This is a genomic window from Noviherbaspirillum soli (assembly GCF_015352955.1).
GTDB lineage: Bacteria > Pseudomonadota > Gammaproteobacteria > Burkholderiales > Burkholderiaceae_D > Noviherbaspirillum_A > Noviherbaspirillum_A soli.
On record NZ_JACYOX010000037.1, the window covers coordinates 18526 to 40094 of the forward strand.

Sequence of the window (21569 nt, forward strand, 5' to 3'; positions counted from 1 at the left end):
GCCGGCGACGCCGTGGCCAACGACCTATCCTCATTGCCAGAACAATCAGGGAAGAACAGGCACCTGCTTCAGGCCGGTGGTTTCATCAAGCCCGAACATGATGTTCATGCATTGCACACCCTGTCCGGCCGCGCCTTTGACCAGGTTGTCTTCCACTACCAGGATAACGAGCTGATCGCCGTTGTCCGGGCGGTGCACAGCAATCCTGAGCATGTTGGAAGCGCGTACGGACCGGGTTTCAGGATGGCTGCCGGCCGGCATCACGTCGATAAACGGCTCGTTCCGGTAATGATCTTCATAAAGCGCCTGGAAATCTACATCGCGTGCCTCGGGCAGGATGGTAGCGTACAGGGTGGAATGAATGCCCCGGATCATGGGCACAAGATGCGGCACGAAAGTGAGCCCTGCGGGGCGACCGGAGATCGCTTCCAGCCCCTGCCGGGTTTCCGGCAAATGCCGATGCCCTTTCACGCCGTATGCCTTGAAGTTGTCCGAAGCCTCCGCCAGCAGCGTTCCCACCTCGGCCTTGCGGCCGGCACCCGAAACGCCGGACTTGCAATCCGCGATCAACGCTGCTTCATTGACCAGAGGCTTGCCTTGCGACAGCAAGGGCGCAAAACCGAGCTGCATCGAGGTTGGATAGCAGCCCGCCAGGCCTACGACACGGGCTTTCCTGATCGCCTCACGGTTGACTTCAGCCAGGCCATAGACCGCCTCCTCCAGGATTTCGGGGCAGGAATGCGGCATGCCGTACCATTTTTCGAAAACCGCTGTGTCCTTCAGACGGAAATCTGCCGCCAGATCGATCACTTTCACACCAGCAGCCAGCAATTCAGGCGTCTGCGCCATGGCCACGCCATGCGGCGTGGCAAAGAAGACCACATCGCAGTCGGTCAGCCTGGCTTTTTCAGGAGCGGAAAAGGCGAGGGACACAAAGCCGCGCAGCGACGGAAACATGTCGGCAACCGGCATGCCGTCTTCCTTGCGCGAGGTAATGGCGGTCAGCTCCACCTGTGGATGCGTTGCCAACAAACGCAACAGCTCGACGCCGGTATAGCCGGTGCCGCCTACGATGCCTACTTTGATCATGATTTTTCCAAGCCGGATTGAAATAATGTCCTGAAATTCTAACAGCGTCGGCAAACGACCGTTTTGCTCGGGTCTGCCCATAATGACAAAAGCCGCCCGGCGAGCCGGGCGGCTTTTGCAGTGCCAAAAACGTGATTAACGCTTCGAGAACTGTTTTGCGCGACGTGCTTTACGCAGGCCGACTTTCTTACGCTCGACTTCACGTGCATCGCGGGTAACGAAGCCTGCCTTGGACAGTTCCGGCTTCAGCGTCGCATCGTAGTCGATCAGTGCACGGGTGATGCCGTGGCGCACTGCACCTGCCTGGCCGGACTCGCCGCCGCCGTTGACGTTGACCATGATGTCGAAACGCTCGACGTTGTTGGTCAGTTCCAGCGGCTGACGGATCACCATCAGGCCGGTTTCACGGGAAAAGTACTCGTTGGCCGGCTTGCCGTTGACCACGATCTGGCCTGAGCCGGATTTGATGAACACGCGAGCTACTGCGCTCTTGCGACGGCCGGTGCCGTAGTTGTAGTTACCGATCATGACTGTTCCTTACAGTTCGAGGGGCTGCGGCTGCTGCGCGGCGTGCGGGTGGCTGCCTTCCGCATAGACCTTCAGCTTCTTGATCATGGCGTAGCCGAGAGGACCCTTGGGCAGCATGCCCTTGACTGCCTTCTCCAGCGCGCGGCCCGGAAAACGCTGTTGCATTTTCAGGAAATTGGTTTCGTAGATGCCGCCCGGGTAACCGCTGTGGCGGTAGTACTTCTTCTCGGTGGACTTGGTGCCCGTCACGCGCAGCTTGTCTGCATTGACGACGATGATGAAATCGCCGGTATCAACGTGAGGGGTGAATTCTGGCTTGTGCTTGCCGCGCAACCGGAGTGCCACTTCGCTGGCAACACGTCCGAGGACTTTGTCCGTCGCGTCAATCACGAACCAGTCGCGCTGGACTTCGTGTCCTTTAGCGGAAAAGGTTTTCATGATGACTTCCTGATGAATTGAATCGCTCAAAATGGTGGTTCTGCGCCGCCCTGTTTCAGCACGTGCCGCAGACTCTGCCTTGTATCTTTCCCTTGAGCAAACAGGGAATCGGAAAGTATAGCCTTTTCAAGCACTTGCCGTCAAACAGAAAAGTGGATATTCAACAGTTACAATAGCGCACGTTCAATTTTTGCGAGGATGCGATGGAATGCACCGTACGCTGGACTGGTTTGTCCGGCATGACATTTACGGCCGAAACAGGCTCCGGCCATCTTGTAACGATGGATGGCGCGCCGGAAGGCGGCGGCCGCAACCTGGCGCCGCGCCCGATGGAAGTGGTACTTGCGGGCACCGGCGGCTGCACCGCCTATGACGTCGTGCTGATCCTGCGGAAAAGCGGCCAGGACATTCGCGGCTGCGACGTCACATTGAAATCAGAGCGGGCCGAGAAAGATCCAAAGGTCTTTACCAGCATCCACTTCCACTTCACGGTTCGCGGCCGCAATCTGAAGCCGAATCTGGTTGAACGCGCCATCAAGTTGTCGCATGAAAAATACTGCTCGGCTTCCATCATGCTGGAAAAGACAGCGGCAATGACGCATACCTTTGAAATCATCGACGACCTGGCCGAAACGCCGGCCAGCTGAAACAAGCACTTACCTCGGCCCTCCTTCGACTCGCTATAAGTAATAGGCAATGCCCGTCATCACCTTGGACATGGCGCGCATTGCCTGACGCACCGGCTGTGGCGTCTCTGCGGCGCCCAGCGCCTGGGCCGACGCGCCGTGGGCAATCTCGTCCTGTCTCATTTGTTCCACTATTGCGCGGGACTGATGGTCGCCTTGCGGCAACCTGTCCATATGACTGGCCAGATGCGCCTCCACTTGCCGTTCAGTTTCCACAACAAATCCGAGGCTACGGGCATCGCCCAGACGCGCTGCCGCCACACCCATTGCATAAGCGCCCGCATACCAGAGCGGATTCAACACGCTCGTATGGGAATTCAGTTCCTGCAGTCTTTGCGCTGTCCATGCGAGATGATCTTCCTCTTCGCGGGCCGCATTGCCGAACTGCGTACGTATATCAGGGCTCCGTGAAAAGCGGCCTTGCGCCTGGTACAAGGCCTGGGCGCAAACCTCACCGACGTGGTTTACCCGCATCAGGCCCGCGCTATGCCGGCGCTCGCTTTCAGTCAGTTCGGTATCGGCCGCTACGGCAGTTGGCGTCGCACGAGATGCCGAAGCCACCCCGGCAATTACCTTTAATGCCCGGTCGAATCCGATAATCAAGCCATCCATTAGTTTCCTTTTTACATTAACAGTGTTGCCAAAAAAACAAATAATCGTTGTTTCAAAGCCACATAAAGAATGATGATTGCACAGAAAAGCCAAAATTTCTTTGCCCTGTCATCGGTATTTTGATGAAATGACTACTAGCTTCTTGATCAACTGGTTTGGAAGTCTCGGCAGGGGGGCTCCCTACTGGTAGCCTTGCTGAATGCAGCGAAAAATTTTAGCACTACAACTTCTGGAGATTACTCAATGAAAAAATCGCTTCTCGCACTGGCAGTCCTGGGTGCATTTGCAGGCGTTGCACAAGCACAAACCAGCGTGACGATTTATGGTTCGTTTGACGCAGGCGTTCGCAACCAGCGCGACATCGACGCAGCTGGCCACAGCCGCACCACCATGAGCTCCACCGGCACCTACAATTCCAACCGTCTGGGTTTCAAGGGCGTTGAAGATCTGGGCGGCGGTCTGAATGCTCACTTCACCCTGGAATCCGGCTTCAATTCCGGCACCGGCGAACTGAACAACACCCAGAACCGTCTGTTCCAGCGTTCCGCATTCGTTGGTCTGGGCGGCCAATGGGGTTCCCTGGATCTGGGCCGTCAGTACACGGTTGCATTTAAGACCGTTGGCGCCTATGACCCGTTCAACTACAAGTTCACCGGCATCATCCCTCTGACCGGCGCGAGCGTTTCCGCTGGTACCCGTGTTGACAACGACATCCAGTACACCGGCACCTTTGGCCCGATCACCGCACGTGCTGAATATGCACTGGGCGAGCAAGTTGGCGGCGGCGGCAACAACAGCCACGCAGCAATCGGCGGTACTTACGCTAACGGCCCGCTGTCGTTCGGCGCTGCTTACACCGCTCGCAAGCCGAACGTTGCAACCGGCACCGCACCAGCTAACTTCCAAGACAACAAGAACTGGACCGTTGGCGGCGCCTTCACCTTCGGCCCGGCTCGTATCGCTGCTGGTTACCAGAACGAAAAGCAAGACCGTGCTACCGGCGGCGACGCTGGCCAGAAGAACGCCTGGGTTGGCGGCAGCTACGACATCACCCCGGCTCTGGGTCTGACCGCAGCTTACTACCACACCAAAGTTGACGCCAATGCAGTCGGCGTTGGCAACACCACCGCTGGCAAGCGTGGCCTGTTCATCGTCGGCGCTACTTATGCTCTGTCGAAGCGTACCAACTTCTACGCAGACATCGACTACGCTAAGTACAAAGATGGCCTGGAAACCCCATCCACCGGCACCAACACGATCCTGACCCAATCGTCGCTGCGTTCGGCTCCTGGCCAAGACAGCATGCTGGGCTTCTCGGTTGGTATCAACCACCTGTTCTAATAAAACAGACCTGATTGAAGCTGGCGCCACGGCGCTAGTTTCAATCCAAGTGGATTGCTGTGATGAATCCGCTGAACGTAAGAATTTCAGGCTCACTTCGGTGAGCCTGTTTTTTTTCTCAATTCATTGTGAAATTTCTCGCTTGCTCGGCTTTTTGCCTGATTCTTTTTGGCTGGTTTGACGTGGTGAACGGCGGCATGTCAGTTTAGGTACACGGCAGGGCAAGATCCTATCTTCTCTTTGCTGGCCGGAACACGCTGGTGTCGGCATAGAATGCTTCATCCTGCGCAGGCCACCAGCCGGGCACGCCAAGCACCGGCAAATGGGAAAAGTTAGACGTTTTCAAGCCCTCTTTCAGTTTGCCGGCAACTTCTCCGTCTATCCATTCACGTCTGGCGGGCTCTGGCAGTGCAAGAACGTCCTCAGAGGCTTCGATGATCCAGGTATGTCCGGTGATCGCCTTGTAGGGATCGATGAGCTTTTCCATTAACGCATGCCCGAATAAATACACTGCACAGCGTTCATTGAATTCCTGTCGCCTTTCAATGAATAGCTCTTTCCACTGATGCGCGCGCAGAGAGGCAGGAAAAGACGACTCTGATGCCAGAAACAGCACGGCGTTTTCGTCGAAGATCGTCGCCGCGTCTCTGGTTCCGCCCCGGGTCTGTCGTATTTGTTGCGTTCGCTGGACTGGCTCAACTATCAAAGCGCAACGCGTGATTTCGGTTGCCTGCAATTCATTCAGCATTACCTTGATCCGCGGGAAAGTCAGCCAAACCAGCGCATTGAAGAAGTCATGCAGGTTATCCCGCGTTGGCACGCATCCCGTTGCGCTGATAAAGCTTTCATAGGCCATGCCTTCGGGCAGGGCAGACTGCGGCACGAAGTGAATCGGCAGGGAGAGATGATTTTTGAGATGGCGGATTGTTGCCTGCTGATTCAGCCCGTCACGCCAGGTCGGCGCCTGCAGTACCCGTTCCGCCATCGGCTGCAAAGGCGCAAGCCAGGGGCGATGCCAGTCGATCCGCTTCAGGAAATCTTCCGGCATCGCTTCATTGTTTCATTGCCTGATACCTTGCCGCTCAGGCCATTGCCCAATCCATGGTGTCGCCTGCGTTCAGCGGGACGACCGTGGATTCTCCCATCGGCAGTTCGCCGGGCAGTGTCCATGACTGACGCACCAGTGTGATCGTGCCGCTATTGCGCGGCAGGCCATAGAAATCCGGGCCGTGCAGACTGGCGAAGCCTTCCAGTTTGTCGAGCGCGTTGGCCCGATCAAATGCCTGCGCATACAGCTCCATTGCATGCAGCGCGGTGTAGCAGCCGGCGCAGCCGCAGGCGTGCTCCTTGGTATTGCGCGCGTGGGGGGCTGAGTCCGTGCCAAGGAAAAATTTGCCGCTACCAGAGATCGCTGCCTGTACCAGTGCCTTGCGATGGGTTTCGCGCTTCAAGACGGGCAGGCAATAGTAGTGCGGCCGAATGCCTCCTTTGAAGATTTCGTTCCGGTTGTACAGCAAATGGTGGGCGGTAATGGTTGCTGCGGTATGTTGTCCGGCTTCCTGGACATACTCTGCCGCGTCCTGCGTGGTGATGTGTTCGAACACCACTTTCAATTCCGGCATGTCGCTACGCAAGGGCATCATCACGCGGTCGATGAACACGGCTTCCCGGTCGAAGATGTCGATTTCCTGATCGGTAACCTCGCCATGCACCAGCAACGGCATGCCAACCTGCTGCATTGCCTCCAGCGCGCGATAGCATTTGCGCAGGTCGGTGACGCCGGCGTCCGAGTTGGTGGTGGCGCCGGCGGGATACAGTTTGACGGCGTGGATCAGGCCGCTTTCCTTCGCGCGCATGATTTCTTCCGGCGCCGTGTTATCGGTCAGGTACAAGGTCATCAGCGGCTCGAAATCCATGTCCGACGGCAGCGCCGCCAGGATACGGTCACGGTAGGCCAAAGCCTGGGCAGTTGTCGTGACTGGCGGCTTCAGGTTGGGCATCACAATGGCGCGAGCGAACTGCCGCGCGGTATGCGGCAGCACGCTGGCCATGGTGGCGCCGTCGCGCAGGTGAAGATGCCAGTCGTCGGGACGAGTGATGGTGATGCTGTCGGATGATGTTTGCATGATGGGCGCCAAGAAAAGTGCGCCAATTTTACAGCACCAGAATCACTCGGTAATCGTTCACGTTGGTCAGCGTCGGCCCCGTAATGACCAGGTCGCCCAGGGCCGAAAAGTAGCTGTAGCCGTCGTTATTGGCCAGCATCTTGTGCGCGCTGATGCCCAGTTGCTCGGCGCGCGCCTTGCTGTCCGGGAGCATTACCGCACCGGCATTGTCCTCGGTGCCATCAATGCCATCGGTATCGGCGGCGATCGCGTAGACGTCGGGCATGCCGTCCATTTCAGCCGCCAGAGACGCCAGGAATTCGGCGCAGCGCCCTCCCCGTCCATTGCCGCGCACCGTGACAGTACATTCACCGCCCGAAATCAGCGCGACGGGCGGCTTGAACGGCTGCTGGTAAGCGCGGATTTCCCTTACGACCGCGGCATAGACCTTGGCAACTTCGGACGCTTCTCCCGTCACTGTGTCGCCCAGGATGACCGGCGTGATGTTCTGTGAGGCAAAGAATTCGGCGCCTGCCTGCAGGCTCTGGCGCGCGGTCGCAATCACTCTGTTGTCGACCCGTTCGAACAGCGGGTCGCCCGGCTTGGGCGTTTCGTCGATCTGGCCTGATGCGCCGCGCTCCAGATGCGCCAGTACGCTGTCCGGCGCCTCGACGCCGTAGCGCTGCAGGATCGCGATGGCGTCGGCATAGGTGCTTGCATCCGGACAGGTGGGGCCGGATGCGATCGCGCTGGGATCGTCGCCAGTGACGTCGCTGATGATCAGTGTGGTGACCGGAGCGCGGCAGGCGGCGGCCAGGCGGCCGCCCTGTATCCGGGACAAATGCTTGCGCACGATGTTCATGTCGGTGATCGGCGCGCCCGATTTCAGCAGGGACTTGGTGACCGACTTCAGGTCAGCCATCGGCACGCTGTCCACCGGCAGCGACAGCAGGCTGGAACCGCCGCCGGATACCAGTGCGATCAGGCGGTCATCCGGTCCAAGTGCGGCGACCCGCGCCAGGATGTCGGCAGCCGCCTTTTCGCCTTCATCGTCCGGCACAGGGTGGCTGGCTTCCACCACGGTGATGCGCTCGGTCGGGATCGCATGCGCATAGCGGGTGACCACGATGCCTTCCAGCGTCGCGTCCTGCGGCCAGGCCAGGTCCACCGCGCGCGCCATGCTGGCCGCGGCCTTGCCGGCGCCGACCACCAGCGTGCGCCCCCTGGGCGGCGGGGGAAGATGGGCGGCAATGATTTTCAAGGGATCCGCGGCAGCGACTGCCGCTTGAAAGCTGTCTATCAAGAGTGTTCGATAATCCATGAAATTCCTTATTGGCAGGCCGGGCGATGTGCGAAAAAAAACCGCCCCAGTTTGTCGCTGAAGCGGCTTGCGGTCAATCGCACAAAAGGCTTAATGGATGATTTTCGCCAGAAAATCGCGTGCTCGGTCGGAACGCGGGGTGCCGAAGAACTCGTCCTTGGTGCAATCCTCGACGATGAGGCCCTTGTCCATGAAGATCACGCGATTGGCGACCTTGCGGGCAAATCCCATTTCATGGGTCACGACCATCATGGTCATGCCTTCCTGCGCCAGGCCAACCATCACGTCCAGCACTTCATTGATCATTTCCGGGTCCAGTGCGGAAGTCGGCTCATCGAACAGCATGGCGATCGGGTCCATCGACAGGGCGCGGGCGATTGCCACGCGCTGCTGCTGGCCGCCCGACAACTGGCCAGGGAATTTATCCTTCTGGGCAATCAGGCCAACCCGGTCCAGGTATTTCAGGCCGCGCTCGGTGGCATCGGCAACGCTGCGGCCCAACACCTTGACCTGGCCGATGGTCAGGTTTTCACGGATGGACAGATGCGGAAACAGTTCGAAGTTCTGGAACACCATGCCGATGCGCGCCCGCAGCTTGGACAGGTTGGTCTTGGGGTCGCCGACGGAGACGCCGTCGACCGTGATCTCGCCCTTCTGGAAAGGCTCAAGTCCGTTCACGGTCTTGATCAGGGTCGACTTGCCGGAGCCGGACGGGCCGCAGACCACGACCACGTCGCCCTTGGCCACGCTGGTGGTGCAGTCAGTCAGTACCTGGAACTGGCCATACCACTTGCTGACATTTTTCAGTTCTATCATGTTTTCTCCTGGATTCTGAATTCACAAGGTCAGCGTATGATCGCCACCCGTTGCTGCAGTCGCTTGACCAGCAGGGACAAGCCGTAGCAAAGCACGAAATAGACAAGCGCGACAAACAGATACATTTCCACCAGCCGGCCATCGCGCTGCGCCACTTTGGATGCGGCACCGACGAAATCGGTGATCGACAGCACATAGACCAGCGACACATCCTGGAACAGCACGATCGTCTGCGTCAGCAGCACCGGAATCATGTTGCGGAATGCCTGCGGCAGCACCACGTTGCCCATGGTCTGCCAGTAGTTCATGCCCAGCGCATAGCCGGCCGAGACCTGGCCGCGCGGTATCGACTGGATGCCGGCGCGCATGATCTCGCAATAGTAAGCCGCTTCAAACAGGATGAAGGTGATCAGCGAGGAGGAAAAGGCGCCGACCATGATCGGTTCCTTTGCGCCGATGATCCATGCGCCGATATAGGGCACCAGGAAGTAGAACCAGAAGATCACCAGCACCAGGGGGATCGAGCGGATCAGGTTCACGTAGCCGGTGGCCACCATGGACAGGGAGCGGAACTTGGACAGCCGCATCATGGCCAGCAGCGTGCCCAGAACGATGCCGCCGACCATCGCCAGGCCGGTCAGTTCCAGCGTGAAGACCATGCCGGTCTTGAACAGGTAGACCCAGGAACGCTCGATGACGTCGAAGTCGAAATTGGAAAACATGTCAGTGACCTCCGCCGCCAGTGGAACTGCTGATGAAGCCGGGTACGGCAACCCGGCGCTCTATCCAGCGCATCAGGAAGACCACCACCACGTTGACCACGATGTAGATCAGTGTGGCGGCGGTGAATGCCTCGAATACCTGGAATGAAAACTCCTGCATGGAGCGGGCGCGCGCAGTGAGTTCCATCAGGCCGATGGTCAGCGCCACGGCGCTGTTCTTGATGATGTTGAGGAATTCGCTGGTCAGCGGCGGCACGATGATCCGAAAGGCCATGGGCAGCAGGATGTAGCGATACGTCTGCGGCAGGGTCAGGCCCAGCGCGGTGCCGGCCAGCTTCTGGCCGCGCGGCAGGGAATTGATGCCGGCGGAGACCTGGACTGCCACGCGTGACGAGGTGAAGAAACCGAGGCAGAGCACGGCGGTGATGAAAGGCGCGTTGGGCAGGGCTTTCAACCAGTTGCCCAGACCCTGAGGCACCAGTTCCGGCATCACGAAGTACCAGAGGAACATTTGCACCAGCAAGGGCACGTTCCGGAACAGTTCGACATAAGCATTGGCAAGACGAACCGCAAGCTTGTTCGGCGTGGTGCGGATGGTGCCGATGATTGCGCCAATGACGAGCGCCATTACCCAGGCGGTCAGCGCGGTGGCCAGTGTCCAGACCAGGCCTGACCACAGCGTATCCATGTAGGTGCCGGCACCGTCCGGGGAAGGCTCCCAGAAGATGCGCCAGTTCCAGTTGTAGTTCATAGGGGTTTCCTCATCCGGGTCGAGAAGCCGATTTTATAGTTGGGTCTGCAGGTGCAGGTTGGCGGCGACGGAAAACCGCGCAGCTTACAACAAAATATCTGGTTCAAGCGAGCAATTTTCATGCCCCAAATAAAAACGGGAGGCCAAAGCCTCCCGTCCTGTCAGCGGTGCTGAATTATTTCTTTTTCGCGCCGCCCTTTTGCGCGTCCGGCACGTCGGCATAGGCTGCCGGGTCACCCGAATCGGTCGGCTTGGCGATGACCATCTTCAACTGGTCGCTCATCGGAACGTTGAGGTTGATGTTCTTCGGCGGGATCGGCGACATGAACCATTTCGCATAGATCTTGTTAATTTCGCCCGACTTCATCACGTTTTCAATGGCGGTGTCGACTGCCTTCTTGAACTGCGGATCTTCGCGGCGCAGCATGATGCCGTATGGCTCCACCGACAGCGCTTCCTTGGTGATCGCATAGTCGTTGGGCGCCTTGGAGCTGGCCGCCAGCGAAGCCAGCAGGATGTCATCCATGGCGAAGGCGGTGGCGCGGCCGGTTTCCACCATCAGGAAGGCTTCCGCGTGGTCCTTGGCAGCCATGATGTTCATGCCGAGATTGCGCTCGCCATTCAGGGCGGTTACCTGCTTCAAATTCGAGGTGCCGGAAGTGGACACCAGGTTCTTGCCCTTCATGTCGTCCAGGCTATTGATGTTGGACGATTTCTTGGCGAGGAGACGGTTTGCAGTCACGAATGTTGTCGGCGCAAAGGCAACCTGCTTCTGGCGCTCGAGATTGTTCGTGGTCGAGCCGCATTCCAGATCCACCGTGCCGTTTGCCATCAGCGGAATCCGGGTGGCCGACGTCACCGGGTTCATCTTGACGTTCAGGGAGGTCAGCCCGAGCTGCTTCTGGACCGCCGTCACGACCTTCATGCACAGGTCGATCGAATAGCCCTGGTAGGACTGCTTGTCGTCCAGATAGGAGAAAGGAATGGAGGAGTCGCGTACACCAAGGGTGATAGTGCCGGTGTCTTTAATTTTCTTCAGCGTGCCGTTCAGTTCTTGTGAGTGTACGACACTCGTGATCAGGCTGGCACCGATCATCACGGTAAGTAGGGCATGCAGTTTCATGGATTCTCCTGTACACAAAATGGATAGGCAGCACGACAGTCAATATGTTGTCGTTATCAAAAAGCTTCTCTAGTGTATCAAACAGTATATTTGGGCGAAAAATGTTTGTTGATTATTTTATTTTCCCCGAAAACACTAACATTCATTAACGGCTTTTAATGAAAAGTAAGCTCGTTAAAAAGCCAGCCAGTGCCGCATGCATTTCGATATATAAAGAGAGTGATAGAGAGGCTGCATGCGCTAGACATCATTGATGGCCTTATAGAGGAACCGGGAAGGCTTGACCGGTTCAGTCTTGTTGGGGTTCTGCTTCGTGAGTCCGCATGCATGCATTAATTGGGCAAGCGCTGACATGGACGGTTAACAGCGATCTCGGCAAGGGGCGTCTGTCCAAGGCCTTGCCTGGACTTCGGGTGTTGCGTGACGGCTGCCAGCGAGCCCGGCATCGCATCGGCCTTGCATGACAAAGGGCCCGGTCGACTTTATTGTCGACCGGGCCCTTTGTCATGCAAGGATTTTGCCGCAGCGTTACGCAGTTTGCGCTGCACGAAAAGCAGCGCTCATCGTATTACATCTCGCAAAATCCTTCCATTGGATGCTTCCTGTAATGCGCTTGCCTGCTTATGCGCCGAAATACAGATCGTTTACGTCACCAGCATGGCGGGTTTGAGCGGCGCGGGCTGCTTCCTTCCTTACCTGTTCGCGGGTCTGGGTGCTGCCGGCGAACTGGGTATCCTGGCCGTCATGCTGGCGCTGAACGACGTCGCCCTGGGCATAGGCTTGTGCCAGTTCCTGGCGCACCTGAGCGCGGGTCAGGGTGGACTTGAAGCCGGCATCCGGCGCAACGAATTCGGTTTGCTGGGCAAAGGAAGAACCTGCGGCAGCGAGGATGGCGGTAGCGACGATGATGTTCTTGATGTTCATGGTTTTCTCCAATAAGTAGAGGCTGTCGACCAGGCGCTTCAGGTATTTACCCGGGTCGCCATCGGTCAGCCTGGCTGGATCGCGCAAACGGCGCTGATCGATGACAGGCATGTTACAGATCACTGCCCCGGCAATAAATGGCATACCAAGCAATGAACTATTGCCAAAATCGGTTCAATCCTTGCCTGGCGGCATGCGGTAAAAAAACACTTGAAATCGAATTATGTATCGCCATATCACGATACATAGTTTCAAATATCTCGATAAACACATTGGGTAAAAGCGAAATGAATATTGCCGGCGGTACGGACGGTACTCTTGAAATCGACGTGGATGCCATCCACAAGGCGCTGGCCAACCCTACCCGTCGCCAGATCCTGGCCTGGCTGAAGGATCCGTCGGCGCATTTCTCGATGCAGGAATATCCGCTGGAACTTGGCGTATGCGCCGGCCTGATCGATCAGCGTGCAGGACTTTCCCAGTCCACCGTCTCCGCACATCTGGCCACGCTGCAGCGCGCCGGCCTGATTACGTCCCGCAAGGTGGGCCAGTGGATCTTCTTCAAGCGCAATGAAGACCTGATCGGCCGCTTCATCGCGCAACTTGACGAGGCGCTCTGAGCCCTTCTGCCTTGCCGACATCGCTTCACCGCCTGATCCCGCTTTCCAATCCCGGCCTGAAATGCCGTTTTACAAAAGGAATCTTTCATGAGCAAACTCTTCGATCCCATCCGCGTCGGCGACCTTGAACTGCCCAACCGGGTCATCATGGCGCCGCTGACACGCTCCCGCGCCATTGGCGGCGGCCGCGTGCCGAACGCGCTGATGGCGCAATATTATGTGCAGCGCGCCTCGGCCGGCCTGATCCTGTCGGAAGCCACGGCAGTAACGCCGCAGGGCGTGGGCTATGCCGATACGCCGGGCATCTGGTCCGACGAGCAGGTGGCGGGCTGGAAAATGGTGACGGATGCGGTGCATGCGGCCGGTGGACGGATCTTCCTGCAGCTCTGGCATGTGGGCCGGATTTCCGACCCGGTCTTCCTGGATGACGCATTGCCGGTGGCGCCGAGCGCGATCGCTGCGCAAGGCCATGTCAGCCTGGTCCGTCCCAAGCGCGCCTATGTCACGCCGCGCGCCCTGGACACGGAAGAAATTCCGGGCATCGTCGCGGCTTTCCGCAAGGGCGCGGAAAACGCCAAGCGGGCCGGTTTCGATGGCGTGGAAATCCATGGCGCGAACGGCTACCTGCTCGACCAGTTCCTGCAGGACAAGACCAACAAGCGTACCGACGCCTACGGCGGTTCGGTGGAAAACCGGGCGCGCCTGCTGCTGGAAGTGACCGATGCCTGCATCGAGGTGTGGGGCGCGTCGCGCGTGGGCATGCACCTGGCGCCGCGCGGCGATGCGCATGACATGGGCGATTCCAACCCGGCCGAAACCTTTGGCTATGTGGCGACCGAACTGGGCAAGCGCGGCATCGCCTTCATCTGCGCACGCGAGGCGCTCGGTTCCAACCGGCTGGGTCCGCAGCTGAAGAAGGCGTTCGGCGGCGTGTATATCGCCAATGAAAAGATGACCCGCGACAGCGCCGAGCAGGTGATTGGGTCGGGCGAGGCAGATGCGGTGGCCTTTGGCCAGCTGTTCATCGCCAATCCGGATCTGCCGGAGCGCCTGAAGATCAATGCGCCGCTGAACCAGCCGCAGCCGGAAACCTTCTATCATCCTGGCGCGGAAGGCTATACCGACTATCCGGCGCTGGCCTGAGCAGGGGCGTTCAGCCTTCCGGCGCGGTGATGCGCACCTGGCCCTGGGTAAGGTCGCAGAGGGCCAGGCGCGCGGCTGCCAGTTCGGCTGCCGGCAGGCGTATCGCCAGTTCCACCAGCGCGCCGTGGCTGCCGCGCTCCAGCAGGTAGCCGTGCTGCGTAATCCAGCGCCGGATCCTGGCTTCGTCGGGATAAGCGATTTCCACGGTCAGCGTGGCCTGGGCCACGTACTCGATGCGCTGCGCGTCCTTCAGCGCGCTGGCAATCGCGTCGGTATAGGCGCGCACCAGGCCGCCGGCGCCCAGCTTGATGCCGCCGAAATAGCGCACCACCGCGCCCAGCACATTGTCCAGTTCGTGATGACGCAGCACTTCCATGATGGGGCGGCCGGCCGTGCCCGACGGCTCGCCGTCGTCGGACATGCCCGACTGGCCGCCGGCCAGCAGCGCCCAGCAGACATGGGTGGCGGCCGGATGCTCGGCCCGCAGTCGTGAAATCGCCAACTGTGCGGCGTCGCGGCCTTCGACCGGCATGGCGATGGCGATGAAGCGGCTCTTGCGGATGTCGATGTCGGCTTGCACCGCCTGCGCCAGGGTATAGACAGCCATGTTTTTCCTTTGACGGCCGCCAGCGCCGGTGCCTGTTATGGATCCCAGGGTCCGGGAGCGGCCACAACAGGCTCCGGCAGGCCGAACAGCGCTTATTATATCGGCCACTGCTTTCTCTCCTTTCCCCATGACGCCCGATACCCTGCAACTGCTGGTCAGCCGTGAAATGCCCTTTGGCAAATACAAGGGACGCGTGCTGGCAGACCTGCCCGGCCACTATCTGGCCTGGTTCGCCCGCGAGGGCTTCCCCAAGGGGGAACTGGGCAGCCTGCTGGCGCTGATGTACGAACTCGACCACAATGCGCTGCGCCATCTGCTGGCGCCCCTGCGCGACCGTGCCGGAGCCCTGCCATGACCCTGCATACCTGGTGGCTGTTCGTGATGATGAGCTTTGTCGTTTCCGGCACGCCCGGCCCCAACATGCTGCTGGTCATGAGCAGCAGCGCCCGCCACGGCGCCAGGCCGGCGCTGGCGGCCATGGCCGGCTGCATGACGGCGCTGATGCTGATGATGTGCCTGTCCGCGGCCGGCCTGGGCGCCCTGCTGCAGGCGTCGCCCGCCGTGTTCGATGTGCTGCGCTGGGCTGGCGCCGCCTACCTGGTTTATCTGGGCGTGAAGAGCTGGCGCGCGCCGACGGCAACCGGGGCGGACAATGCGCCCGCCCTGCCATCCGAGCGCGGCGCGGCGCTGTTCCGGCGCGGCTTCCTGGTGGCGGCCAGCAATCCCAAGGCCATCCTGTTTGCGGCCGCCTTCCTGCCGCAATTCATCACGATGTCGGCGCCCAGGCTGCCGCAGTTCGCGATCCTGCTGGTGACGTTTGCATTGATCGAAGGCGGCTGGTACATGGCCTATGCGGCCGGCGGCCAGCGCATTGCGGTCTACCTGCGCCGCACCCCGGTGCTGCGCCTGTTCAACCGGGTGACCGGCGGGGTTTTCGTCGGCTTCGGGGCACTGATGGCGGCGCTGCGGCACTAAGCGGTCCTTCATTGGAGAGCCTATGGACCAAGACCCATTTGAACTGCAACGCTTCGTCGACGCCCAGGAACCGCTGCGGCAGCGCGTCAAGGCGGAAATGCGCGCCGGCCGCAAGTCCAGCCACTGGATGTGGTTTTTCTTCCCGCAGCTGCGCGGACTGGGCAAGAGCGAAATGGCCCATCGATATGGCATTGCGTCCCTGGACGAAGCCCGTGCCTATCTGGCCCATCCGGTGCTGGGTCCGCGGCTGCGCGAAGCCTGCCAGATCATTCATGAAGTCAGGGGCCGCAGCGCCCATCAGATATTCGGAAACCCCGACGATGTGAAATTCCGCTCCTGCCTGACGCTGTTTGGCCGGGCCGCGCCGGATGAGCCCATTTTTTCAGCCTGCCTGCGCAAGTATTTCGCCGGCGTGGAAGACCAGGCTACGCTGGCGCTGATGCGCTGATGCGGTAGAGGCAATGCCGGCGCAGCGGATGGCCTTCCGGCAGCGCCGGATGATCAAACCCGTTTCCATCCTCGCGCATGCCCAGGCGCTCCATCACCGCTCGTGAACGCACATTGCCGACGGCGGTGAAGGCGACGATCTCTTCCAGTTGCAGCCTGTCGAATCCAAAACGCAGCGCCCCGCCCGCGGCTTCGCTGGCATAGCCGCGACCCCAGTATTGATGAGCCAGGCGCCAGCCGATTTCAACACACGGGGAAAACGGCAGCGCGTCCGGTCGCGCATGCAGGCCGACAAAGCCGATGAACGCCTGCGTTGCATTGCATTCCACTGCCCAGAAGCCCCAGCCCTGCGCCTCGATGAATTTCTGGAAGCGCTCGGCCAGCGCGTCGCTCTGGCTGGGAGACAAGAGAGAAGGGAAACATGCCATCACTCGCGGATCGGCATTGAGGGCGCGGAATGGCGGCTTGTCCTCTTCGCGCCAGGGCCGCAGGCGCAGACGCGCCGTCTGGATGACTGCCGGTTCCATCACTGGCCCTCCCGAAAAAGCCTGGACAGTCTCAGTCCGCAAGCTTCAGCATCGCCGTCACCCGCTGCGCAAAGATATCCAGGCTGAACGGCTTGGTCAGCACATCCATCGCCGGCTCCAGCATGCCGTTGCGGGTCGGCGCGTCTTCCGCATAGCCGGTGATGAACAGCACCTTCAGGCCGGGACGGCGCAGCCGCGCCGCTTCGGCCAGCTGGCGGCCGTTCATGCCGCCGGGCAGGCCGACGTCGGTGATGAGCAGGTCGGCATGCTGGCCGGCGTCGATCAGGCCGAGCGCGGCGGCGGCGTCGCCGCTCTGCACGACCCGGTAGTTCAGCATTTCCAGCATCTCGGCCAGCAGCTCGCGCAGATGGCCCTCGTCGTCCACCAGCAGCAGGGTGGCCTGGCTGACCGCCTGCATCGCATTCCCATTCCTGGCAATGTGGCTGTCGGGCAGCGCGTCGCCGCGATAGCGCGGCAGCTTGAGCCGGATCACGGTGCCTGCGCCCGGCGCGGTATCGATCACGATATGGCCGCCGGACTGCTTGGCGAAGCCATAGATCATCGACAGCCCGAGGCCGGTGCCCTGCCCCTGCGGCTTGGTCGTGAAGAAGGGATCGAAGGCGCGCGCGGCGACCTCGGGCGTCATGCCGGTGCCGTTGTCGGCCACCCGGATGGACACATAGTCGCCGGGCTGCACTTCGGCATGCCGGGCGGCGTAATCCGCGTCGAGCACGGTGTTGGCGGTTTCGATGGTCAGCAGGCCGCCGCCGGGCATGGCATCGCGGGCATTGATGGCGAGATTGAGCAGCGCGCTTTCGAGCTGGTTGGGGTCGCATTCGATAGGCCAGACATCGGCCGCCAGCCTGGCTTCCACCTGGACCGAGGGACCAACCGTGCGCCCGATCAGGTCGGTCATCGTCGCCACCAGCCGGTTCGGGTCCAGCGGCTTGGGCATCAGGGTCTGGCGGCGGGAAAAGGCCAGCAGCCTGTGCGTGAGCGCGGCGGCGCGGTTGGCCACCGCCATGGCGTCGTCGATATGGCGCGCCAGGCCGATGCCGCCGCTGCGCATCTTCACCTTCAGCAGTTCCAGGTTGCCCACCATGCCGGCCAGCAGGTTGTTGAAGTCATGCGCAATGCCGCCGGTCAGCTGGCCAACCGCTTCCATTTTCTGGGCCTGGCGCAGCGCTTCCTCGGTCTGGTGCAGGAGTTCGGCCTGGCGCCGTTCCGCGGTGATGTCGCGCGCCACGCCGTAGAGCACGTCGCCCTCGGGCACGATGGTCCAGGACAGCCAGCGGAAACCGCCGTCGCGGTGCAGGTCGCGCACCTCGTAGCGCACCAGCGCCTCGCCGCGCGCCAGCAATTCCACCTTGCTGCTCAAGTCCGCGCGATGGTCCGGATGGGTCATTTCGAGGAAGGGCATCGATACCGCTTCCTCCAGGCTCCAGCCGAGGATGGCGGTGAAAGCCGGATTCACATTCAGGAAGTAGCCGTTCAGCGAGGCAATCGCCATGATGTCCTGCGACATGCCCCAGAGCCGGTCACGCTCCAGCGTGCTCTGGCGGATGCCGATTTCGAGGCCGGCATTGAGCTGGCGCAGCGCGTCCTCGGTACGGCGCAGTTCGGTGATGTCGGTATGCACGCCCACCCATTCAATGATGTGGCCGCGCGCATCCATGGTGGGAACGGCGCGCACCGAATAATGGCGCCACTGGCCGTCGCGACGGCGCAGCCGGTGCTCGGCCACATAAGCGCGGCGCTCGGCTACGGCCTGGTGCCAGACGTCGATGCTCTGGCGCACATCGTCCGGATGCACCACGGCGGTCCAGCCAGAGTCCTGGTACTGCTCGTAGCTCTGGCCGGTGAGCATGGCCCATCCCGGCTGCTCGCCGCGCATGCGGCCGGTCGCATCGTTGGTCCAGAGCACGCCCTCGACCGCCTTGATCGCGGCCTGGAAGCGGGCATTGCTGGCCACCACGGCGGCTTCGGCCAGCTTGCGGTCGTGGATGTCGAGCACGGCGCCGACATAGCCGAGGTAGCTGCCGTCCTCGCCGAAGCGGGGCGCGGCGGCGTCGATGACCCAGCGGTAGACGCCATCATGCCGGCGCAGCCGGTACTCGGCACGGAAATGGGACTGGGCCTCGTTGGCCGTCAGGAAGGCTGTTTCGGCGGCGGGCCGGTCTTCGGCATGGGTGGCGTCCAGCCATCCCAGGCCCAGCCCGTCGTCCCGGGATTGGCCGGTGAACTGGTACCAGGCCGGATTGAGATAGGTGCAGTAGCCGCTCGCCTCGGTGATCCACATGATGATTTCGGTGTGGTCGGCGATGCTGCGGTAGGGCGGCGTGTCGTCATGCGGCGCGCTGGCCGTGGCGTCGACCCAGGTACAGCAAACGCCGACCGGCGCGCCCCCGGCATCGCGTACCGGCGCCAGGGAGTAGTCAAGCCAGGCCAGTTCGCGCAGGCCGCCGCACAGGCGGCTCAGCGGCTGGCGCCGGCGGTGCACCGGATCGCCCGCCATGCTCCGGGCAAACAGCGGCTGCAACTGCTGCCAGTCCCATGGCCAAGCCTCGTCCACCGGCCTGCCCAGCGCCGCCGGATGGCGGTCGCCCAGCAGCTGCGCAAAGGCGTCGTTGTACAGCAGCAGGCCTTCCGGCCCCCATGCGATGCAGGTGGCGAAGCCTGAATCGAGCGCCAGCGACAGCGCAGTGGCAAGCGCCTGCGGCCATTCATGGGGCTGGCCAAGGCCGCGCAGGCGGTCTGGCTGGCGCAACAGGCTGCGGACTTCGCCGGGCCCCTGGAGAAAATGAGGCTTGGGGTTCTGCATCAGGGGCCTATAGAAAGAGCGATGGGTGTATCGGAAATTGCCGGCAACATGGTATTGCACAGCGCAAGCCGGGGGCAATGTATTTCATGCGGTCCGCAGTCGTCATGTCGGCCGCTTTTCCTGATCGACCATTGGCGCAATGCCCCTGCGGGGTATTGTGCCCTACGAGAGTTGTTCGTCCACGGCGCAGGCTGGGTCAGTATTGTAGGGTGCAATACCCGAAGGGCATTGCACCATCGGTCGCCATCCGCGATCGTCATGTCGGCCGCTTTCCATGATCGACCAATGGCGCAATGCCCCTGCGGGGTATTGCGCCCTACGAGAGTTGCGGCCGGCGTGCGCTTAAGCCACCCAGTTTACCCGCTGGAACTTGCCCGAAAACGCGTCCGGCATCGGCACCACCTTGCGCGTCTTGTAATTGAAGAACACGAAACCCGACTTCGCCATTGCCACCAGCGCCTGGTCGCGCGGCCGGGTGATGCGGAAGGTGATGTCGCCGCCGTAGGTGTTGAAGTCCATCACGCCGACTTCGAACAGCAGCTGGTCGCGCGCATGGGCTTCATTGCGGTAGGTGGTGGCGAGGTCGGTGACGATGGTGCCGACATCCTGGTCCAGGGTGCCTTCCAGGCCGAAGTCGAACAGGAAGCGCGCCCGCGCTTCGGAAATCATCGAGATCATCGAATCGTTGCCAAGGTGGTTGGCGCCGTTGATGTCGGTCACGCGCACGGTGAGCTGGGTGGCATAGTAGTACTGGTCTTCAGGGAAATCGAGCTTCAGGCGGGCCATGATGTGCTGGTAAATGTTGCGGCGCAACGCGCGCCAGCCGGGATTGTACCGGTATCGACAAGCCAGTCAGGCCGAAAGCACTCTAGCGCCGCGAGGACAGCACGATGCCGCCGACGATGAGCAGGAAGGCAACCGCATGATAGAGATGCGGCAGTTCGCCCAGGAAGGCCGAGGACAGGATCGCTGCGAACAGCGGCGTGAGGTTGCTGAAAAAAGCGGCAATGCTGGGGCCGACCCGCTGCACGCCGGTGCCCCAGCAGCGCAAGGCGATCACCGCCGGACCGATGCCGACATAGACCAGCGCCGCCGCCAGCGGCCAGCTCCAGTGGATGCGGGCATCCGATACCAGCCACTCGCCGCCGGCGAAGAGCCCGGACCAGGCCAGGCCGAACACGACCTGCGCCATCAGGAAGGCAGACCAGTCCGGCCGCAGCTTCTGCGCCGCGCCAGGCAGGGGCAGCGTCAGCAGCCAGCTGTAGAAGGACCAGACGATGGTGGCGACGATCATCAGCAGGTCGCCGGCCACCAGCCGCAGGCCCAGCAGCTGGCGCCATTCGCCGCGCGACAGCACCACCAGCACGCCGAGGATGGACAGCACCGCGCCCACCATCTGGCGCGGCGACACCCGCACCTTGAAGAACAGCCAGCCGATGGCCAGCATCCAGACCGGCATGCTGGCGCCGACCAGGGTGACATTGATCGGCGTGGAGCTCTTCAGCGCCAGGTACTGCATCGCGTTGTACAGGCCCACGCCCAGGAGGCCCAGCAGCGCGAAGCGGCGCCATGCCGGCCACAGCACGCTGCCGCGCCGCAGCACCCAGCCGGCCAGCGGCAGCAGCACCATGAATGCCACCAGCCAGCGCACGAAATTCATCATCACCGGGGGCACCATGCCCTGCACCATGCGGCCCACCACCGCATTGCTGGCCCAGAGCAGCGGCGGAAGCAGCAGCATCACGATGGTGGACGGAGTGAGTCTGGCGGACATGAAATAGGGAAATGGTTGCCGGTTCGGGAGCCGGGATTGTAACGGTTAACCAGGCGGGAGATGAGCGCGCGATGGGTCGGCATGATGCAGCCGGCAAGGCGCGATCCGTTGAACGCCGGCGCACGGGCGCAGCAAGGCCCGAGTCATTCGACGAGCGCATCCGGCTGGCCGGGCAGGCATGCGGCATCCGTGCCGACGC

Annotated in this window: 24 protein-coding genes; 7 read left to right on the forward strand and 17 right to left on the reverse strand. The window is 61.2% G+C overall.

Features of this window, described 5'->3' with window-relative positions; translation table 11 throughout:
- Positions 1 to 45 precede the first annotated feature (45 nt).
- From argC to rplM, 3 genes are all read right to left on the reverse strand, one after another.
- Positions 46 to 1089, reverse strand: coding sequence for an N-acetyl-gamma-glutamyl-phosphate reductase (gene argC, locus IGW04_RS20935; protein ID WP_194715079.1), 1044 nt, complete (start codon positions 1087 to 1089; stop codon positions 46 to 48).
- A gap of 135 nt (positions 1090 to 1224) precedes the next feature.
- The gene (gene rpsI / locus IGW04_RS20940) at positions 1225 to 1617 is read right to left on the reverse strand and encodes a 30S ribosomal protein S9 (protein ID WP_194715047.1); all 393 of its coding nucleotides are present in this window, start codon (positions 1615 to 1617) and stop codon (positions 1225 to 1227) included.
- A gap of 9 nt (positions 1618 to 1626) precedes the next feature.
- A complete protein-coding gene (gene rplM / locus IGW04_RS20945; protein ID WP_194715048.1) occupies positions 1627 to 2055 on the reverse strand; it encodes a 50S ribosomal protein L13 in 429 nt (142 codons plus the stop codon).
- 203 nt (positions 2056 to 2258) lie between these two features.
- Between rplM and IGW04_RS20950 the strand changes: the two genes are divergently transcribed.
- Positions 2259 to 2702 carry an OsmC family protein gene (locus IGW04_RS20950; RefSeq protein ID WP_194715049.1) on the forward strand — a complete coding sequence of 148 codons (444 nt, stop codon included), beginning with the start codon at positions 2259 to 2261 and terminating at the stop codon, positions 2700 to 2702.
- Positions 2703 to 2735: 33 nt separating this feature from the next.
- Here IGW04_RS20950 and coq7 read toward each other — a convergent pair whose 3' ends face one another.
- Positions 2736 to 3353 carry a 2-polyprenyl-3-methyl-6-methoxy-1,4-benzoquinone monooxygenase gene (gene coq7, locus IGW04_RS20955; protein WP_194715080.1) on the reverse strand — a complete coding sequence of 206 codons (618 nt, stop codon included), beginning with the start codon at positions 3351 to 3353 and terminating at the stop codon, positions 2736 to 2738.
- Positions 3354 to 3596: 243 nt separating this feature from the next.
- Between coq7 and IGW04_RS20960 the strand changes: the two genes are divergently transcribed.
- Complete coding sequence (locus tag IGW04_RS20960; RefSeq protein ID WP_194715050.1) at positions 3597 to 4694, forward strand: porin; 1098 nt, start codon at positions 3597 to 3599, stop codon at positions 4692 to 4694.
- Between the two features lie 229 nt (positions 4695 to 4923).
- Here IGW04_RS20960 and IGW04_RS20965 read toward each other — a convergent pair whose 3' ends face one another.
- From IGW04_RS20965 to IGW04_RS21000, 8 genes are all read right to left on the reverse strand, one after another.
- Positions 4924 to 5742, reverse strand: coding sequence for a DUF3025 domain-containing protein (locus IGW04_RS20965; protein WP_194715051.1), 819 nt, complete (start codon positions 5740 to 5742; stop codon positions 4924 to 4926).
- A 34-nt stretch (positions 5743 to 5776) separates the two neighbouring features.
- Positions 5777 to 6820, reverse strand: coding sequence for a dihydroorotase (gene pyrC, locus IGW04_RS20970; protein ID WP_194715052.1), 1044 nt, complete (start codon positions 6818 to 6820; stop codon positions 5777 to 5779).
- 28 nt (positions 6821 to 6848) lie between these two features.
- Entirely contained in the window at positions 6849 to 8120 is a 1272-nt protein-coding gene (locus tag IGW04_RS20975; RefSeq protein WP_194715053.1) for a glycerate kinase type-2 family protein, read from the reverse strand.
- A 90-nt stretch (positions 8121 to 8210) separates the two neighbouring features.
- The gene (locus IGW04_RS20980) at positions 8211 to 8936 is read right to left on the reverse strand and encodes an amino acid ABC transporter ATP-binding protein (RefSeq protein ID WP_194715054.1); all 726 of its coding nucleotides are present in this window, start codon (positions 8934 to 8936) and stop codon (positions 8211 to 8213) included.
- Between the two features lie 29 nt (positions 8937 to 8965).
- On the reverse strand, positions 8966 to 9658 hold the full coding sequence (locus IGW04_RS20985) for an amino acid ABC transporter permease (RefSeq protein WP_194715055.1): 693 nt from the start codon (positions 9656 to 9658) through the stop codon (positions 8966 to 8968).
- A 1-nt stretch (position 9659) separates the two neighbouring features.
- Positions 9660 to 10409 (reverse strand): amino acid ABC transporter permease, encoded by a 750-nt coding sequence (locus IGW04_RS20990; protein ID WP_194715056.1) that lies wholly within the window; start codon positions 10407 to 10409, stop codon positions 9660 to 9662.
- 175 nt (positions 10410 to 10584) lie between these two features.
- Positions 10585 to 11532, reverse strand: a complete 948-nt coding sequence (locus tag IGW04_RS20995) for an amino acid ABC transporter substrate-binding protein (protein ID WP_194715057.1) — start codon at positions 11530 to 11532, stop codon at positions 10585 to 10587.
- Between the two features lie 621 nt (positions 11533 to 12153).
- Positions 12154 to 12567, reverse strand: coding sequence for a DUF4148 domain-containing protein (locus IGW04_RS21000; protein ID WP_194715058.1), 414 nt, complete (start codon positions 12565 to 12567; stop codon positions 12154 to 12156).
- A 176-nt stretch (positions 12568 to 12743) separates the two neighbouring features.
- Between IGW04_RS21000 and IGW04_RS21005 the strand changes: the two genes are divergently transcribed.
- Both IGW04_RS21005 and IGW04_RS21010 read left to right on the forward strand, forming a co-directional pair.
- Positions 12744 to 13076, forward strand: a complete 333-nt coding sequence (locus IGW04_RS21005) for an ArsR/SmtB family transcription factor (RefSeq protein ID WP_194715059.1) — start codon at positions 12744 to 12746, stop codon at positions 13074 to 13076.
- Between the two features lie 87 nt (positions 13077 to 13163).
- Positions 13164 to 14219, forward strand: coding sequence for an alkene reductase (locus IGW04_RS21010; RefSeq protein ID WP_194715060.1), 1056 nt, complete (start codon positions 13164 to 13166; stop codon positions 14217 to 14219).
- A 10-nt stretch (positions 14220 to 14229) separates the two neighbouring features.
- Here IGW04_RS21010 and IGW04_RS21015 read toward each other — a convergent pair whose 3' ends face one another.
- Positions 14230 to 14826: an IMPACT family protein gene (locus tag IGW04_RS21015; RefSeq protein WP_194715061.1), complete on the reverse strand. Its 597-nt coding sequence runs from the start codon at positions 14824 to 14826 to the stop codon at positions 14230 to 14232.
- A 127-nt stretch (positions 14827 to 14953) separates the two neighbouring features.
- Here IGW04_RS21015 and IGW04_RS21020 point away from each other — a divergent pair, with 127 nt between their 5' ends.
- Genes IGW04_RS21020 through IGW04_RS21030 form a run of 3 tightly spaced genes read left to right on the forward strand, consistent with a single transcriptional unit; the run spans position 14954 to position 16249 of the window.
- On the forward strand, positions 14954 to 15181 hold the full coding sequence (locus IGW04_RS21020) for a DUF3820 family protein (protein ID WP_194715062.1): 228 nt from the start codon (positions 14954 to 14956) through the stop codon (positions 15179 to 15181).
- Positions 15178 to 15801 carry a LysE family translocator gene (locus IGW04_RS21025; protein WP_194715063.1) on the forward strand — a complete coding sequence of 208 codons (624 nt, stop codon included), beginning with the start codon at positions 15178 to 15180 and terminating at the stop codon, positions 15799 to 15801. Before IGW04_RS21020 ends, IGW04_RS21025 begins: the two co-directional genes overlap by 4 nt.
- A 22-nt stretch (positions 15802 to 15823) precedes the next feature.
- Positions 15824 to 16249: a DUF1810 domain-containing protein gene (locus tag IGW04_RS21030; RefSeq protein ID WP_194715064.1), complete on the forward strand. Its 426-nt coding sequence runs from the start codon at positions 15824 to 15826 to the stop codon at positions 16247 to 16249.
- On the opposite strand, the gene IGW04_RS21035 is transcribed toward IGW04_RS21030, so the two are convergent.
- From IGW04_RS21035 to IGW04_RS21050, 4 genes are all read right to left on the reverse strand, one after another.
- Positions 16227 to 16775, reverse strand: coding sequence for a GNAT family N-acetyltransferase (locus IGW04_RS21035; RefSeq protein WP_194715065.1), 549 nt, complete (start codon positions 16773 to 16775; stop codon positions 16227 to 16229). The genes IGW04_RS21030 and IGW04_RS21035 overlap by 23 nt on opposite strands.
- Before the next feature lie 31 nt (positions 16776 to 16806).
- Positions 16807 to 19596, reverse strand: a complete 2790-nt coding sequence (locus IGW04_RS21040; RefSeq protein ID WP_194715066.1) for a PAS domain-containing hybrid sensor histidine kinase/response regulator — start codon at positions 19594 to 19596, stop codon at positions 16807 to 16809.
- Positions 19597 to 19938: 342 nt separating this feature from the next.
- Positions 19939 to 20382, reverse strand: coding sequence for a thioesterase family protein (locus tag IGW04_RS21045; RefSeq protein ID WP_194715081.1), 444 nt, complete (start codon positions 20380 to 20382; stop codon positions 19939 to 19941).
- 82 nt (positions 20383 to 20464) lie between these two features.
- On the reverse strand, positions 20465 to 21370 hold the full coding sequence (locus IGW04_RS21050; RefSeq protein ID WP_194715067.1) for a DMT family transporter: 906 nt from the start codon (positions 21368 to 21370) through the stop codon (positions 20465 to 20467).
- Positions 21371 to 21569 lie beyond the last annotated feature (199 nt).

Coding starts and splice junctions, on each gene's coding strand:
- argC (WP_194715079.1), bottom strand. CDS start 1,089: ATGATCAAAGTAGGCATCGTAGGCGGCACCGGCTATACCGGCGTCGAG.
- rpsI (WP_194715047.1), bottom strand. CDS start 1,617: ATGATCGGTAACTACAACTACGGCACCGGCCGTCGCAAGAGCGCAGTA.
- rplM (WP_194715048.1), bottom strand. CDS start 2,055: ATGAAAACCTTTTCCGCTAAAGGACACGAAGTCCAGCGCGACTGGTTC.
- IGW04_RS20950 (WP_194715049.1), top strand. CDS start 2,259: ATGGAATGCACCGTACGCTGGACTGGTTTGTCCGGCATGACATTTACG.
- coq7 (WP_194715080.1), bottom strand. CDS start 3,353: ATGGATGGCTTGATTATCGGATTCGACCGGGCATTAAAGGTAATTGCC.
- IGW04_RS20960 (WP_194715050.1), top strand. CDS start 3,597: ATGAAAAAATCGCTTCTCGCACTGGCAGTCCTGGGTGCATTTGCAGGC.
- IGW04_RS20965 (WP_194715051.1), bottom strand. CDS start 5,742: ATGCCGGAAGATTTCCTGAAGCGGATCGACTGGCATCGCCCCTGGCTT.
- pyrC (WP_194715052.1), bottom strand. CDS start 6,820: ATGCAAACATCATCCGACAGCATCACCATCACTCGTCCCGACGACTGG.
- IGW04_RS20975 (WP_194715053.1), bottom strand. CDS start 8,120: ATGGATTATCGAACACTCTTGATAGACAGCTTTCAAGCGGCAGTCGCT.
- IGW04_RS20980 (WP_194715054.1), bottom strand. CDS start 8,936: ATGATAGAACTGAAAAATGTCAGCAAGTGGTATGGCCAGTTCCAGGTA.
- IGW04_RS20985 (WP_194715055.1), bottom strand. CDS start 9,658: ATGTTTTCCAATTTCGACTTCGACGTCATCGAGCGTTCCTGGGTCTAC.
- IGW04_RS20990 (WP_194715056.1), bottom strand. CDS start 10,409: ATGAACTACAACTGGAACTGGCGCATCTTCTGGGAGCCTTCCCCGGAC.
- IGW04_RS20995 (WP_194715057.1), bottom strand. CDS start 11,532: ATGAAACTGCATGCCCTACTTACCGTGATGATCGGTGCCAGCCTGATC.
- IGW04_RS21000 (WP_194715058.1), bottom strand. CDS start 12,567: ATGCCTGTCATCGATCAGCGCCGTTTGCGCGATCCAGCCAGGCTGACC.
- IGW04_RS21005 (WP_194715059.1), top strand. CDS start 12,744: ATGAATATTGCCGGCGGTACGGACGGTACTCTTGAAATCGACGTGGAT.
- IGW04_RS21010 (WP_194715060.1), top strand. CDS start 13,164: ATGAGCAAACTCTTCGATCCCATCCGCGTCGGCGACCTTGAACTGCCC.
- IGW04_RS21015 (WP_194715061.1), bottom strand. CDS start 14,826: ATGGCTGTCTATACCCTGGCGCAGGCGGTGCAAGCCGACATCGACATC.
- IGW04_RS21020 (WP_194715062.1), top strand. CDS start 14,954: ATGACGCCCGATACCCTGCAACTGCTGGTCAGCCGTGAAATGCCCTTT.
- IGW04_RS21025 (WP_194715063.1), top strand. CDS start 15,178: ATGACCCTGCATACCTGGTGGCTGTTCGTGATGATGAGCTTTGTCGTT.
- IGW04_RS21030 (WP_194715064.1), top strand. CDS start 15,824: ATGGACCAAGACCCATTTGAACTGCAACGCTTCGTCGACGCCCAGGAA.
- IGW04_RS21035 (WP_194715065.1), bottom strand. CDS start 16,775: ATGGAACCGGCAGTCATCCAGACGGCGCGTCTGCGCCTGCGGCCCTGG.
- IGW04_RS21040 (WP_194715066.1), bottom strand. CDS start 19,596: ATGCAGAACCCCAAGCCTCATTTTCTCCAGGGGCCCGGCGAAGTCCGC.
- IGW04_RS21045 (WP_194715081.1), bottom strand. CDS start 20,382: ATGGCCCGCCTGAAGCTCGATTTCCCTGAAGACCAGTACTACTATGCC.
- IGW04_RS21050 (WP_194715067.1), bottom strand. CDS start 21,370: ATGTCCGCCAGACTCACTCCGTCCACCATCGTGATGCTGCTGCTTCCG.